A 15,248-nucleotide genomic window follows, 5' to 3' on the forward strand; every position below is an offset into this window, starting at 1 on the left:
ACGTGCTGAAAGTTGCAATTGGCTGAGGAGTCGATGACCGACAGGGACGACATTGTCGCACGTTACTTAGCAGGGGATCTCCCTCAACTGCTCGTGGAACGCGCGCGTCGACATCTTACGTCTGAGGACGGCAGGGCATTTCGCGCAGCGCTTGAGGAACTCCACAATGACGGCACGATAGACCTACTGGAGATCGCAAACACGATTTCTAGCTCTACGATAGGCCAGCATGACTTTTTCATTGTCATGCACCTTTATTGCGATCTCATTCCAAACCTAGACGCCGAGGTACCTGTGATGCTTGGCGCGGTAAAGGCTCTTGTCGCGCGCGCTGGCAATGACCTCATGTCCAGCATGCCCAACGGCGTATATCGAACTTGGGCGGAACTAGGCGATCGAGCGCGGTTAACTCTTATTGAGATCGACGAGAACGATCCCGAAGACTCGGCCTACGTCTTCCTTAGCCTCCAGGCGCTCGCCAAAAATTCGCCCGATGAAGCTCTTACGAAGGCGATCTCCTACGTTGAAGGTGCAGCGGCGCCAGCGCGCTCCGCCGGAGCCAAGGCGATTGGCACGATGGCACTAGAAACGCCCGTAGCACGAGAACGTGTGGCCGACGCGCTCGCTACGGCTAGCGGCAAAGCCGATGATAACTCCCTAGGTCACATCCTTGTCGCCATATGCGAGATCGCACGTTCAAATAACGATATGCAGCCCTCGGCTGTCGCGTTGATCCGTACTGCGACGCCAAACGTTGGCGACCACGCGATTCATCAGCTTTCGCTTGAGCTCATGTTCCATGGCGAGGAACTGCCGGCTGGTATCGTGGCAGGCCTGACGGCGGTCATGCACAAGGTCGCCATCACCAATTCTGCAACGCTGGATAATATCGATTCCGCTGGCGTGAAACTACTCACGAACGGACGGATGAGCGAAGCGCTCGCACTAATCACGCCACTGATTGCAAGGCATGATGAGCTCGCCTCACTTGAGGCGCTCGATGGCTTTTCCTATGCTTTGCGCCAACTTGCACCAAACGTACTGGGCGAGGTGATTGTTAGTTGGCTCCTCTCATCCGAGTTCAATCTAGGTCACGCGGCTCTGTCGCTGGTCGGAAATCATAATGGCGATGCTCCTCTGGTCCTAGAGGTCGCCCGCGCCACCCTCGGATTAGCAGACAGCGACAAAGTCCTGCTCGCCCATCGCGCGATCGGCTATCTCTTCATCCACCCCATTACAGCCGCTTCACTGGTGCTTGGAATTATTCCTGGCGTCACCGAGACCTCGCGCAAGGTGATAGTGGAAATTCTCTTCGACCCGCTGCTAGTAAATTATTCGGGCGAACTCGCGAGTTGGCTGACCGAACGTGCCCAGACTGCGAGCGCCCCTCTTCAGCCCATTTTGAGAGAACTGCTTGCTCAGCTTGAAGTTTATCTCGAAGGCCTTGGGAAGGTCGGTTGGCTCAAGGAACTGCGCCCGTCAGAACGCGAGCGCCTAATCGAAAACCACCGCCAGCATGAGTCCGCGCGTCAGGTACACAAGCAGGCCGAAAAACGGTCCATACTCTTCTCACTCGTGAGCCGGTCAGTCATCCTCTATGGCAATGGCTCCATTAGCTACTACAAGGGGCCAGACGGAGAAAATCAGCGCAACGAGATGAAGCTGCACAGCTTCAGTCATAGCTTCGAAGCGCCACGCCTCGATATTCTGGAACCGTTTGACCTAGATTACAAATTGCGAGTCTTTCGAACGATGACCCTGTCGAAATCATGAAACTTGTCATCCGCGAATATGTCGCCTCTTTGCGAGAGCGCGGTGAGCTTGACGCGGTACTGCCTGATTTACTGACTGAGCTTGGGTTTACCGTCTATTCGCGCCCAGCGCGGGGCACACGCCAATACGGCGTGGATGTTGCTGCGGTAGGCATGGGGCGTGATGGCGTTCGGCGTGTTCATCTGTTCTCGGTCAAATCGGGGGACCTTAACCGCACCGAGTGGAATACAGCCTCGCCGCAGAGTCTCAGGCCATCGCTCGATGAGATTCTAGATCATTATATATCGAGCCGAATCCCGCCCGAGTATGCCGCACTCCCGATCGCAATCTGCCTCACGTTCGGCGGTGCGATAGACGAGCAGGTCCGTGCCGAAGTGACCGGCTATATGAACCGCAACACGACAGAGCGCATCAGCTATGAGGAGTGGAATGGTGACCGGCTCGCAGACGTAATCCTCGACGGCATCCTACGCGAAGACTTACTACCGTCGCCATTCCGAAGTCACTTGCGTAAGAGTGTTGCGATGGTCGAAGAACCCGACATTTCGCTTGACCATTTTTCAAGGCTACTGCGCGCTTTGGGCGACGCGCCCGGGACGACCCCAGCAGCGAGGCTATCCCAAGCACGGATGATCAATATCTGCTTGTGGATCATGTTTGTATGGGCACGTGAGGCAAACAATGTGGAAGCTCCTTATCGAGCTAGTGAACACGTGCAGCTCGAAGTTTGGCACCTTCTAAAGGCCGACGTTGCGCGCTCAGGCGCGGCTGCTGAGGCCGCGGGATACGTCATCAACGAAATGTTTGAGTTGCATTTTGCAATCTGGGAAGAGCTGTTCGGGGGCAAAATACTGCCACATGCCGGTGTTCGGCACGCGCTGTCCTCAGCGGTCAGGTCGCATTCTGCAGTCGACGTAAACCTCAAGTTATTCGAGGTTGTTGGGCGCTTAGCATTACGTGGACTATGGTTGGTTTGGGAGCTCGCCCCGTCTAGTGGACCCACTGTCCTTACGGACGACTACCTCCGCGCGCACCCGGCGGCTCCCGCTGAGATCACAAGGGCAACTATCGACCGCATCGACGCTCTTTGTTCGCAGCTGGCGCAGATTGTCAGTAACAATCGGGCGCTACTTTCCCCAATCGGCGATTGGCAAGCGATCGACATTGGACTGGCATTCACGCTTCTAGCTTGCCGCCCTGCTAGCCATGGCGCATTGAACGATTGGTGCGAGGAGTTAGCGAGACGGAGTATCTTTGCCTTCAAAGTGCATGGTCGCTATCCGATAGTAAGTCACTCCTATTGGGATGTGGTCGCCCACCCGACTGAACGCACGGAGGAGCATCGAAAGAGTTTGACCGAAGGCAGCATACTGTACCCCATGCTGGCACTCTGGGCCGCGTCGGGAGGCAAACAGCGATTGTTCGACGAGCTGGCAGTGTTCAAAGCCGAGTCGCTCGACCATTGCACTTTCCAAACTTGGCTGCCAGACGAGGATAGTGAAAACGAACTCTATCTTGGCCGCGAAGTGCACGGCGCAGCACTGACCGGCATTCCAGTTACTGAAGGCACACAAGATACGCTAGACTACGTTCTGCAAGAAACCGCCAACAACCCACATTATGACGCCCTTTCGGCCGTCCGCTTGGGGCATTGGCCGATAGTGCTCACCGCATGTCGCTGCCATCGACTGCCAGTTCCGCCGCAAGTCTGGCGCGACCTTTTATCCCAGAGCCATGGATCGTCAGGTGACTGAGAGGGAAAGCACGCGGAACTAGAGTTGGGGAATGCCGTGGTCCCTACTTGGCGGCCAAAAAACTAATCCCCGCCCCTCCACCCCGCCTTACCCTCTCCTGTCCGGCATCCCGCCGCTTCAGGAGTTTCCACCTTGCCCCAGCCCAAAAAACTGCCCCGTGTCACCCATGCCCTGGCTGCGCGCCATGAGGCGCTTTGGTTGCGGCTGACGGCGTTGCATGCCCAGATTGCCACCGTGGCGGCGCGGCGGCCGCAGGCGCCGGTTTCGGGGCAGACGATCAGCGTGGCCGAGGTGCTGTTGCGTGATGCGCAGGTCTTTCTCGCCCAGGGCGACAGCCTGCCCATGGCGGCGCCCGATCATGGGGGGCTGCTGACCCAGCTTGGCCAGGCGCTGGCCGGGCTCGATGCCTGGGAGGCGGTCAATGCCGAGTGGCGCGGGGAGCTCAATGCCTTTGTCTGGAAAGTGGTGGGCGATCCGGTTCTGCCGGTGCAGCGACTGCGGCCCAAACTGGTCGCCGCCGCGGCGCCGCATGCCGATCCCGCTTATGCCGCCTATAAGGCCAAAATGGCCGATCTGCGCGACAAGCTCGCCCTGCGCATCGACCAGTTCCGCAACCGATAAGGCAAAACTTATCCCGCTTATGCCCGGCCGCGCAAATCGCGGCTAGAATGCTGCCCAGCTTTCGGGATACGGGCGGCGCTGCAGCGACCGGTGTCCGAAGGCCAGCCGGGGAAGGGCGGGTCGCGCCGCCTTTCGGGTCGAGCGGGGGTGACTTTCGGGCGGGGCGCTACGGCAAGCCGCTGGGGTTGCGATCGCGCCGTCCGATAAAGTCCCGGCGCCCCGAGGCGGCGCTCGTCTCACTATTAAAATTACCAGAGGCGACACCGCCTCGGGGCCCGCTCGTCAAAATCTCCCCGGAGGCGCCGCGCCGGCCGGCGCCTTGGCGCGCCTTCTCGCGCCGCGCGCGAACCGCTATGCTGGCAGCCGACTCGTTCCCGGATATTTCGATGACCCAGCTCGCCGATTTCACCCTTCCTTTGCTCGATGGCACGCCCCAGCCGCTTGCCGCCTATGCCGGCCAGCCCGTGCTGATCGTCAATACCGCCAGCAAATGCGGGCTGACCCCGCAATATGAGGGGCTGGAGGCGCTCTATCGGCACTACAAGGACCAGGGCCTCGTGATCCTGGGCTTCCCCTGCAACCAGTTCATGGGGCAGGAGCCGGGCACGGCCGCAGAGATCGCCGAATTCTGCTCGCTGACCTATGACGTGAGCTTCCCGCTCTTTGCCAAGCTCGAGGTCAATGGATCAGGCGAAAGCCCGCTCTACACCTGGCTCAAGGAAGAGCATCCCGGCGATATCGAGTGGAATTTTGCCAAATTCCTCATCGGCCGCGATGGAAAGGTGGCCGCGCGCTTCGCCCCCGCTGTGCTGCCCGCCGATCTCGTGCCGGAGGTGGAAAAGCAGCTCTAGCGCGCCGCCAGGTGCTGGCCGGTCAGCGAATGGCCGGCCTTGACCAGATCGGCGGGCACGCCCTCGAATTGCACCCGGCCGCCATCCTGGCCGGCGCCGGGACCCAGGTCGATCACCCAATCGGCGCGGGAAATGACATCCAGATTGTGCTCGATGACGATCACGGTCGAGCCGGCATCGACCAGCCGATCGAAGAGGCCGATCAGGGTATCGACATCGTGCATATGCAGGCCCGTCGTGGGCTCGTCGAGCACATAGATATTGCCCTTTTTGCCCAGCTCGGCCGCGAGCTTGAGCCGCTGGCGTTCCCCGCCCGACAGGGTCGACAGCGGCTGGCCCAGCGTCAGATAGCCCAGCCCCACATCGTCAAGGCCCCCCAGGATCTTGGCAATGGCCGGCTCGGTGAAAAACCCTACTGCGTCGCTGACGCTCATCTCATAGACCTCGGCAATGGATTTGCCGCGCAGATGATGGGCCAGCACTTCAGGCAGGAAGCGCTTGCCCTCGCAGGTCTCGCAGGTCGTGACCATCGGGTCCAGATGCGCCAGATCGGTATAGATCACCCCCAGCCCGTTGCAATCGGGACAAGCGCCCTTGGAATTGGCCGAGAACAGCGCGGCCTCCACCGCATTGGCCTTGGCAAAGGCTTTGCGCACCGCATCGAGAATGCCGGTATAGGTCGCCGTATTGGAGCGGCGCGAACCCCGCGCCAGGTTCTGGTCGATGATGATGGTATCGGGATAGGCCAGCGGCAGGCAGCCCTGGATCAATGATGACTTGCCGGAGCCGGCGACGCCGGCCACGGTCGTCAGCACGCCGCGAGGGATGCTCACCGAGACATCCCTGAGATTGTTCAGCCGGGCATGGGCGATGGTGAGCTCGCCGCTGGGCTTGCGCACCGTGTCCTTGATGGGCTGGTGTTTCTTGATGTGATTGCCAGTGAGCGTGCCCGACGTCAGCAGGCCGGCAAAATCACCCTCGTAGACGATTTCCCCACCCTTGCTGCCGGCGAAGGGGCCCATATCCACCACATGATCGGCAATGGCGATCATGTCGGGTTTGTGCTCGACGATGAGCACGGTATTGCCCTTGTCGCGCAGCTGCTGCATCAGCCCGGCCAAGCGTCCGACATCGTGCGGATGCAGGCCCACCGAGGGCTCGTCGAACACATAGGTGATGTCGGTCAGCGAGGAGCCGAGATGGCGCACCATCTTGACGCGCTGGCTTTCGCCGCCCGACAGGGTCGAGCTTTCGCGGTCAAGGCTGAGATAGCCCAGCCCGATGGTGACCAGATTCTCCAGCCGCAGCGCCAGCGCTTGCAGCATTGGCCCGACCTGCGGCGCGTCCATGCTGCGCACCAGCTTGGCGAGCTCACTCACCTGCATGGCCGAAAGCTCGGCAATATTGTGCCCCATGACCGTGCTGGCCAGAGCCGGCGCATTGAGCCGGGCGCCGTGGCAGGCGGGACAGGTCTGGCGGGTGAAAATCTTCTCATATTCGAGGCGAACATGGGGCTGCAGGCTTTCGGGGTCCTTGGCGCCCAGCCCCTTCTTGAGCTTGGCCACCACGCCCTCATAGGTCAGCCCGATCTTGCCGACTTTGATCTTGCGGCCATCATCGAGATGGAACAGGTTTTCGCGCTCCTCGGCGCTGAATTGAGCGATGGGCTTGTCCATGTCGAACAGGCCGGAATTGGCGTAGATTTCCCACCACCAGCTATCGACGGCAAAGTCCTTGGGCAGCAGCGCGCCCTGATTGAGCGATTTGCTCTCGTCGATCACTGCCGCCATATCCATGGCCGCCACCTGCCCGATCCCCTCGCATTCGGGGCACATGCCGCGCGGATCATTGTATGAATAGAGCGAGGGCGGCCCGAGCCGGGGTTCGCCCAACCGCGAGAACAGCACACGCAGCATCTGCGCCGCGTCGGTCACTGTGGCCACGGTGGAACGCGAATTGCCGCCCAGCCTTTGCTGATCGACGATGATGGCGGCCGAGATATTTTCCAGCTGATCGGCATCGGGCTGGCCATAGCGCGGCATGAATTGCTGCACGAAGCTGGGATAGGTCTCGTTGATCAGCCGCTGGCTTTCCGCCGCAATGGTGCCGAAGACCAGCGAGGATTTGCCCGAGCCCGACACGCCGGTAAACACCGTGATCTGGCGCTTGGGAATGTCGAGCGAGACGGATTTGAGATTATTCTCGCGGGCGCCGCGGATGATGATCGAACCGTAGTCAGCAGGGGTCACGGGTTATCCTCATGATGGGTGACGCGAGCTTGCCGCATCCTGCTGACATGACGCGTCAGCAGGCCGGTTTTCGACATGGGTCGCAACTTTTTGGTCAGCCGACGGCCTTTTTGATCAGCGCGGCAAGCTTGTCCTCGTCGGCCGGGGTCAGCTTGGTGATGGCGAATGCGGTCGGCCACATCGTGCCATCATCGAGCTTGGCGGCCTCGTTGAAGCCGAAGCTGGCATAGCGGCTGTCGAATTTGCCGGCGGCGGTGAAAAAGCACACCACCTTGCCCGCACTATTGGCCCAGGCCGGCATGCCATACCAGGTTTTGGGCAACAGCTCGGGCCCGTTCTGCTTGACCAGGGCATGCAGGCGCTCGGCGATGGCGCGGTCGCTGTCGCCCATTTCGGCGACCTTGGCCAGAAGGTCCGCCTCGCCATCGGCTTTCTTGCCCTTCTTGCGCTCGACCTTGGCGTCCTGCATCGCCTCAAGTTCGGCCTCCGAAAAGACCTTCTTTTTGCTGGTGGCCATAGGCGTTCTCCTTGGGTTTTGGGGTCAATCGAGCCGCGCCAGCAGCGCGTCGAGCCGGGTCGCGAATTGCTTCCAGGCCGCCTGTGCGCCCTTGAACGCCAGGTCCTGATCCGGCCGGAAACCGGTTTGCTCCATGCGCAGCCGCGTGCCGGAAGCAGTGGGCTCCAGCGTGAAGGTCACGACGCTTTCCAGCCCGAACGCGTCCCAGCTATAAGACAGGGTCTTGTGCGGCTCGATCGCCCGCACCTGGCAATCGATGACCACGCTGACATCGGGCCGGGGCTGGTTGCGCAGAGTGAATTTCCGGCCTTCGACCGGCTCAAAATCGGTCTGCATCAGCCATTCCTCCAGCAGATGGGGCTGGGTCAGCGCGCGCCAGATTTTCTCCGGCGTCGTGGTGAATTCGCGTTCCAGCACGACGGTGCGAATGGGGGGCGCGGTCATTGGTCCATCCTGTCGAGCAGGTTTTCGAGCGCATCGAACCGGCCGTCCCAAAAGCTGGCCATTTCGCTGGTCCAGTCGATCAGCGGCGCCAATGCGCCCGGCAGGGCCCGGTAATGGGTCTGCCGACCTTCATGGCGATCACGCACCAGCCCGGCTTGTTTCAGCACGCCCAGATGCCGGGACACCACCGGCTGCGACACGCCCGCCTGGGCGGTCAGCGCCCCCACCGTGATCTCGCCTTCCCGGCACAGCCGCTCAAACAGCGCCCGCCGCGTCGGATCGGCAAGCGTCCTGAAGATCACGTCTGGCGCCGGTGCCAATTGGGACAAATCCATACCTCATAGGCTATGGATTTACGTATAGCTGGAGAGGTATGAATGAGTCAAGGGTGGGACTACGGAGGCAATCGGGTCCCGAGGAGAACTCATGGTGAGCCCCACGAACCACGCGGTGGGGTGAGTGGAGGCAAGGTGGCACGACCTCGTCCTTCGACAAGCTCAGGATGATGTCTGTTGGGGTTTCTCAATCAGACGGAGAGCCACGATACGCCTCCCTCCCCCTTGAGGGGAGGGATTGAGGGTGGGGTCGACGAGCTTTAGCGCAGGAGCCGCAGCGACCCCCACCCCAGCCCTCCCCTCAAGGGGGAGGGAGGGCGAGAGCCGATGCGTCTAGCTGCGGATGAAGGCGTTTAAGACAAGTCGAACACTCTCCTCACGGAGAGCCGGATAGCCCCACTACCCCAGGATCACATTGCCCTGCGCATCGAACAGATGAATGCGCGAGGGATCGGCGTGCACCGTCACCGTCGAACCCAGCTCGACCTGGCGCTGGCCTTCGAGCACGATGGTCATGGATTGCTTGTCGGCCGTGGTGGCGTAGACAACGGTCTGGCCGCCCAGGCTTTCCACCAGGTCCACCTTGACTTCGGCCAGCTTGATGCCTGAGCCTTCGGTGAGGGTGATGTGTTCGGGGCGGATGCCCAGCGTCGTTGCGCCGGCGATATTGCGCGGCAGGGCCACGCTATTGCCGGCGGTGTTGAGGCCACTGCCTTCGGCCTTGGCGGCCAAAAAGTTCATCTTGGGCGAGCCGATAAAGCCGGCGACGAACAGGTTGCGTGGGTTGTTATAGAGCTCGAGCGGGGCGCCGGCCTGTTCGATGACGCCATTGCGCAGCACGACGATCTTGTCGGCCATGGTCATGGCCTCGACCTGATCGTGGGTCACGTAGATCATGGTGTTACCCAGATCATTGTGCAGCTTGGCGATCTCGACGCGCATCTGCACCCGCAGTTCGGCATCGAGATTGGACAGCGGCTCGTCGAACAGGAAGATCTTGGGCTCGCGCACAATGGCGCGGCCAATGGCGACGCGCTGACGCTGGCCGCCCGAAAGCTGCTTGGGCTTGCGCTGCAGCAGCGGCACGATCTGCAGGATTTCGGCGGCGCGCTGCACGCGTTCCTTGATCTCGGCCTTGGGAGTCTTGGCGGTTTCGAGCCCAAAAGCCAGGTTCTGGTAGACATTCATATGCGGGTAAAGCGCATAGGACTGGAATACCATGGCAATGCCACGCCGGGCGGCGGGGACTTCGTTCATGCGCTGGCCGTCGATCAACAGGTCGCCCCCGGTGATCGGTTCGAGGCCCGCGATCATGCGCAGCAGGGTGGATTTACCGCAGCCGGAGGGACCGACGAACACGGTGAAATCACCCGGATTGATGGTGAGGTCGATCCCGTGGATCACCTCGATATCGCCATAGGCTTTGACGAGTTTGCGCAGCTCGATATTTGTCGACATGACTTGTCTCCTCAGGCGGCGCGGAACTGGGGCGGAACCCAGCTCTGGTAACGCGGATGGTCGGACGCGATGGGCAGGGCCACATCTTCGTGGGTGGTCGAGGAATGATAGAAGGCAGTAACGAGTTCGAGCGCCCGGCGCGAATCCGCCGAGGTCACCGGCATCGGCGCTTCACCCAAGAGAGCCGCGTGGAAGCGGGCCATCTGCGTCTCGAACCGCGAGGGCACATGCTTCCAGTCCTTGAGCAAGGCGTCAATCCTGGCCGCCGTCTCGGGATTGCGCGGCTGGATGCGCCACGGCTTGGCGCCGGGATTATAGGCCTCGTAATCGCTTTCGAAGGTGACATTCTCGAAGGTCAGGAACAGGCGGGTGATTTCCTCAGCCGCGCCCAGCGTGGCGGTGAAACTGCCCAGGGCGCCGTTTTCGAGCTCCAGGCTGGCAGTGACGCAGTCTTCCACTTCAATGGCATTGACGCGGGTGGCGACCCGGCCGAACAGGCGTTTCACGTCACCCATGAGATAGGTGAACAGGTCATGCTGGTGGATGGCGTGGGTCATCAGCACGCCGCCCAATTCGGTGGCCCATTTGCCGCGCCAGGGCACAGCATAATAATCGGGGCCACGGCGCCACATGGTTTCCACCGTGCCAACGAAGGGCTTGCCGGCAATGCCGGCATCGATAATGGCCTTGGCCTGCTCGATGCCATCGCCGAAGCGATATTGGAACACCGGCATCAGCTTGCCCTTGGAAATCTTCTCCTGGGCAATCACCTCGTCGACCTGGGCCAGCGAGCCGACCAGCGGCTTTTCGCAAATCACATGCTTGCCGGCCTTCAGCGCCGCCATGACCATGGGATAGTGCAGGCCGGGCGGGGTGCAGATATCGATGATGTCGATATCGTCCATGGCGAGGATTTCGTCGAAATTGGTGATGCGGCGCTCGACGTTGAATTCATCGGCGATCGGCGTCATGCGCTCGACATTGAGGTCGCAGAGCGCCAGCACCTTGTATTTATCGGCATTGGGCACATAGCCCTCGACCAGATGGCTGCGGCCGATGCCGACGCCGACGATGGCGACGTTGAAAACCCGGCTCATTGTGCCCACTCCGTGCCGCGTTCGGCCAATTGCTGGGCGGTCAGCGCCAGTTTCATGGCGTTGAAGCACCGCTCCTGCGGCATGGCGGTTTCCGTACGATTGCGCACGTCATCGAGGAATTGCCGGCCGAAGGGAAGGTCGGTGCTCGAGCAATCGATATGGCGGGGGCCATCCTTGTTGACGATGAACAGGTGATCGGTGCCGGGGCGGCCGGCAATGTCGATATATTTGCGCAGCTCGATATAGCCTTCTGTGCCGAGAATCGTCAGGCGCCCGTCGCCCCAGGTGGGCAGGCCTTCGGGGGTGAACCAGTCGACGCGGATATAACCCGAGGTGCCCTCGGCCTTGAGATGCACATCGCCCACATCCTGCAGACCCGGCTTGTCCGGATGGCCGCGATTGGCGACGCTGGCGGAGACCACTTCGGCATCCATGGCGCCCGAGAAGAACAGGAATTGCTCGAACTGATGGCTGGCAATATCGGTGAGGATGCCGCCATAGCGATTGCGGGTGAAGAACCATTCGGGGCGATTGTTGAGTCGCAGTGAATGGGGGCCCAGGCCCACCGTATTGATCACCTTGCCGATGGCGCCCTGGGCAACGAGGTTCCCCGCTTCGACGGTGGCCTTGACCTCGAAATGCTCGGAATAGAGCACGCCATAAATACGGCCGGTCTCTTTCTGCACCTGCTTGATTTCTTCAAGCTGGGCAAAGGTGGTCATGCCGGGCTTGTCAGAAAGCACATCCTTGCCGTGGCGCATGGCGGCCAGGGAAATGGCGGCGCGGTCGGCGGGAATGGCGGCCGTGGTGATCACGGCGATCGAAGCGTCCTCAAGGATTTCCTTGGGGTCGGCAACGCGCTTCGCCTCGGGGAATTTTTCCGAAAAAGTAGCGGCCAGATCGTCTTCCACCGCATGGAAGGCCACGAATTGGCCGCCCGCGCGCTTGAGGCATTCCACCTGGCCGTAGATATGGGCGTGATTGATGCCGATGGCGGCAAATTTGATGTCAGTCATGGGCCTAGCGTTTCATACCGGTGGTGGCGATGCCTTCGATGAGCAGTCGCTGGAAGAAGAGGAAGAACAGGAAGATCGGCACAAGGGAGAGCGCCGACATGGCGAACAGGCCCCCGTAATCGCTTTCCCCGGTCGAGTCGGTGAAGGTGCGCAGACCCAGCATGACCGTATATTGGCGCATTTCGCCCAGATAGATCAGCGGCCCGAAGAAATCGTCCCAGGTCCAGATGAAGGTGAAGATGGCGGCAGTCGCCAAAACCGGCATGGAGAGCGGGATGATGATGCGCCAATAGATGCGCCAGGGCGAGCAGCCGTCCATCTGTGCCGCCTCATCCAGCTCCTTTGGCAGGCCGCGGAAGAACTGCACCATGAGGAAGATGAAGAAGCCGTCGGCCGCCAGGAATTTGGGCACGACCAGCGGCAGGAAGGTGTTCACCCAGCCAAGCTGGCGGAACAGCACATATTGGGGGATGAGCGTCACCTGATAGGGCAGCATCAGGGTCATCAGCATCATGGCGAACCAGAAGTTCTTGTATTTGAAATCCAGCCGCGCAAAGGCGAAGGCCGCCATGGAACAGGCCAGCACATTGCCGATCACCGACAGGCCCGAAATGATGAAGCTGTTGAGATAGAAGGTGCCAAAGCCGGTGCGCAAGCCATTCCAGCCGCGGAAATAGGCATCCAGACTCCAGGACGACGGCCAGATGCTGGCCGAGGTGAAGATCTCGTTTTCCGGCCGGAACGAGGCGGCCAGCAGCCAGAGCAGCGGATAGAGCATCAGGATGGATGCGCCGATCAGCAGGACATGCACGATGATCGAGGTGGTGCGGCGGCGCAGCGGCGAGGGCATGCCCTCGGTCACCACGGTCAATTTGGCGGGGGCATTAATCGTCATAGTGCACCCAGTATTTGGAGGTGAGGAAGGAGAACGCCGTGAACAGCCCGACCAGCGCCAGCAGCACCCAGGCCAATGCCGAGGCATAGCCCATGCGGAAGAAGCCGAAGGCCTCCTGGTAGAGATAGAGCGTGTAGAACAGCGTCGAATTGATCGGATTGCCGGTGCCGCCCGAGATGATGAAGGCGGGGGTGAAGCTCTTGAACGCCTCGATGGTCTGGATGATGGCGTTGAAGAACACCACCGGGGTCAGCAGCGGCAGCGTGATCTTGACGAATTGCCGCCATTTGCTGGCGCCATCAAGGCTCGCCGCCTCATACATGTCCTGCGGAATCTGGCGCAGGCCGGCGAGGAAAATGATCATCGGCGAGCCGAACTGCCAGATGGAGAGGATAATCAGCGTCCACAGCGAATAATTGGGATTGGAAATCCAGCTGGGGCCGATAATGCCGAACATGGCGAGGAGCTTGTTGACCAGGCCGTCGCCGGCAAAGATCTGCCGCCACAGGATGGCGATGGCCACCGAAGCGCCGAGCAGGCTCGGTAAATAGAACAAAGCCCGATACATGGGCAGGCCCTTGATGCCGCGATTGAGCAGCATGGCCACGGCCAAAGCAAAGGCCAGCTTGAGCGGCACCGAAAAGACCACGAAGAACAAGGTCACCCGCATCGAGGCCGAGAATTTGGGATCGGCGGTGAACATGCGGATGTAATTGTTGGCGCCCACCCATTGGGGCGCCTGCAACAGGTCGAAATTGGTGAAGCTGAGATAGAATGAGGTGATCATCGGCCCGATGGTGAGGCCGAAAAAGCCGATGAACCAGGGCAAGAGGAACAGATAGCCGGGCGCATCATTCTGCCAGATGCGCGACCAGACCGAGGGGCGCTGCGCCTGCCCGGCCGGTGTAGCGATTGCTGTTTGAACCGCCATGATCAGGCTGCCCGCGCTAGGGTGGCGACGACTTCGTCGAAAAAGGCGGGGCCGGCGTCTTCAGGCGATTGCATGCCGAAACCCACTTCCTGGCTCTTGGTCTTGAGCGCCACTTCGATTTCGCCGGCGGCTGCCGGCGGGGTCGGCGGCACGGGGCCGGCAATGGCGCCCAATTGGTCGATATAGCGTACCGCCTGCTGGCTGCGTTCGTCCAGCGATGGCGCCAGCGCCGCCCGCATGGCGGAGGACGCCGGCACGCCGCGCTCGACGCCGAGCAGGGCTGCGGCCTCGGGCGAATTGACGAAGAAATTGATGAATTCCACCGCCTGTTCGGGCGCCGCCGAGCCAGCCGAAATGGCAAAATATTGCGAGGAATTGCGATAATGCCCACCGGTCGAGCCGGTCGTGGTCGCCGGATAGATGGCAATCCCCAGTGGATCGGGCACCAGCGTCTGATAGGCAACGAGCTGGTTGGAAGTGGTGAAATTCATCGCCGCCTTGCCGCGCACGAGAGGCGAGGTTTCGAGCTTGCCCACATCGATGGCCTGCTCGTCGGGGCTGACAATGGCGCGCGCCTCGCGCAGTTCGGCCCAAAGCTTGAACCAGGCGGTCACGTCTTCGGCGGCAAAGGCCGGCTGGCCTTCGGCGGTATAGAGCGCCTTGCCCTGCTGGCGCAGCCAGTTCTCGAACAATAGCTCGATGCCGCTGCCATCGGGCGCCAGGGCCACAGCGCCGCCGGTGCTTTCGGCAAAGGCCGCGCCCTTGGTCTTGAGGTCGTCATAGGTCCAGCCCATGGGATCGATCTCGATCCCCGCATCGGCCAGCGCCTTGGCATTGTAGACGGCAGCGCCCGCAGCAACGCCCAGGCTAATGCCGATCAGCTTGCCGTCAATGGTGCCGTTATGCAGCTGGTCTTCGTCGATCGAAGCGATATCGAGCCCGGCGCCGACATATTGGTCGAGCGGGGCCAGGGTGCCGCGACGGGCATATTCCCCGATATAGCGGTAATCCATCTGCATGATGTCGGGGGCATTGCCGCCCGCGGTCTGGGTGGCGAGCTTGGGCCAATAATCGGCCCAGCCGAGGAATTCGCCTTCGATGGCAAGGCCGGGATGCTCCCCGGTATAAAGATCGGTCACCCCATAGGTGCGGTCGGCGCGGGCCTGGCTACCCCAGAACACCAGCCGGAGCCGGGTATCCTGGGCAAAGGCGGGCAGTCCGCCCAGACCGCTTGCCGCCACAAGGGCCGAACCGGCCAAGAGAAATTGCCGTCTGTTGGCGACCGATACCATGCTGAAACTCCATAG

14 protein-coding genes are annotated in these 15,248 nt (G+C 61.1%); 4 read left to right on the top strand and 10 right to left on the bottom strand.

Annotation, left to right across the window (positions count from 1 at the left end; all coding sequences use genetic code 11):
- Window positions 1–33: 33 nt before the first annotated feature.
- The 4 genes from N8A98_RS08640 to N8A98_RS08655 all read left to right on the top strand — a co-directional run bounded on the left by N8A98_RS08640 (window position 34) and on the right by N8A98_RS08655 (window position 4,999).
- Window positions 34–1,773 (top strand): hypothetical protein, encoded by a 1,740-nt coding sequence (locus N8A98_RS08640; RefSeq protein ID WP_262170670.1) that lies wholly within the window; start codon window positions 34–36, stop codon window positions 1,771–1,773.
- Complete coding sequence (locus N8A98_RS08645) at window positions 1,770–3,527, top strand: hypothetical protein (RefSeq protein ID WP_262170672.1); 1,758 nt, start codon at window positions 1,770–1,772, stop codon at window positions 3,525–3,527. Before N8A98_RS08640 ends, N8A98_RS08645 begins: the two co-directional genes overlap by 4 nt.
- A gap of 132 nt (window positions 3,528–3,659) precedes the next feature.
- Entirely contained in the window at window positions 3,660–4,148 is a 489-nt protein-coding gene (locus N8A98_RS08650) for a hypothetical protein (RefSeq protein WP_262170673.1), read from the top strand.
- Between the two features lie 386 nt (window positions 4,149–4,534).
- Window positions 4,535–4,999, top strand: a complete 465-nt coding sequence (locus N8A98_RS08655) for a glutathione peroxidase (RefSeq protein ID WP_262170675.1) — start codon at window positions 4,535–4,537, stop codon at window positions 4,997–4,999.
- Here the strand turns inward: N8A98_RS08655 and N8A98_RS08660 are convergent.
- The 10 genes from N8A98_RS08660 to N8A98_RS08705 form a co-directional block, all read right to left on the bottom strand.
- The gene (locus tag N8A98_RS08660) at window positions 4,996–7,248 is read right to left on the bottom strand and encodes an ATP-binding cassette domain-containing protein (RefSeq protein WP_262170676.1); all 2,253 of its coding nucleotides are present in this window, start codon (window positions 7,246–7,248) and stop codon (window positions 4,996–4,998) included. The genes N8A98_RS08655 and N8A98_RS08660 overlap by 4 nt on opposite strands.
- A 94-nt stretch (window positions 7,249–7,342) precedes the next feature.
- Window positions 7,343–7,765, bottom strand: a complete 423-nt coding sequence (locus N8A98_RS08665; RefSeq protein ID WP_262170678.1) for an iron chaperone — start codon at window positions 7,763–7,765, stop codon at window positions 7,343–7,345.
- Window positions 7,766–7,789: 24 nt separating this feature from the next.
- Window positions 7,790–8,209, bottom strand: coding sequence for an SRPBCC family protein (locus N8A98_RS08670; RefSeq protein ID WP_262170680.1), 420 nt, complete (start codon window positions 8,207–8,209; stop codon window positions 7,790–7,792).
- A complete protein-coding gene (locus tag N8A98_RS08675; RefSeq protein ID WP_262171930.1) occupies window positions 8,206–8,529 on the bottom strand; it encodes an ArsR/SmtB family transcription factor in 324 nt (107 codons plus the stop codon). Before N8A98_RS08675 ends, N8A98_RS08670 begins: the two co-directional genes overlap by 4 nt.
- A gap of 414 nt (window positions 8,530–8,943) precedes the next feature.
- A complete protein-coding gene (locus tag N8A98_RS08680; RefSeq protein WP_113123571.1) occupies window positions 8,944–10,002 on the bottom strand; it encodes an ABC transporter ATP-binding protein in 1,059 nt (352 codons plus the stop codon).
- Window positions 10,003–10,013: 11 nt separating this feature from the next.
- On the bottom strand, window positions 10,014–11,099 hold the full coding sequence (locus N8A98_RS08685; protein ID WP_262170682.1) for a Gfo/Idh/MocA family protein: 1,086 nt from the start codon (window positions 11,097–11,099) through the stop codon (window positions 10,014–10,016).
- A complete protein-coding gene (locus tag N8A98_RS08690; RefSeq protein WP_262170683.1) occupies window positions 11,096–12,115 on the bottom strand; it encodes a Gfo/Idh/MocA family protein in 1,020 nt (339 codons plus the stop codon). Before N8A98_RS08690 ends, N8A98_RS08685 begins: the two co-directional genes overlap by 4 nt.
- A gap of 4 nt (window positions 12,116–12,119) precedes the next feature.
- Entirely contained in the window at window positions 12,120–12,965 is an 846-nt protein-coding gene (locus N8A98_RS08695) for a carbohydrate ABC transporter permease (protein ID WP_113123585.1), read from the bottom strand.
- A 34-nt stretch (window positions 12,966–12,999) separates the two neighbouring features.
- Window positions 13,000–13,941, bottom strand: a complete 942-nt coding sequence (locus N8A98_RS08700) for a carbohydrate ABC transporter permease (RefSeq protein WP_262170685.1) — start codon at window positions 13,939–13,941, stop codon at window positions 13,000–13,002.
- Between the two features lie 2 nt (window positions 13,942–13,943).
- A complete protein-coding gene (locus N8A98_RS08705; protein WP_262170687.1) occupies window positions 13,944–15,233 on the bottom strand; it encodes an ABC transporter substrate-binding protein in 1,290 nt (429 codons plus the stop codon).
- Window positions 15,234–15,248 lie beyond the last annotated feature (15 nt).

The organism is Devosia neptuniae (assembly GCF_025452235.1).
Taxonomy (GTDB): domain Bacteria; phylum Pseudomonadota; class Alphaproteobacteria; order Rhizobiales; family Devosiaceae; genus Devosia.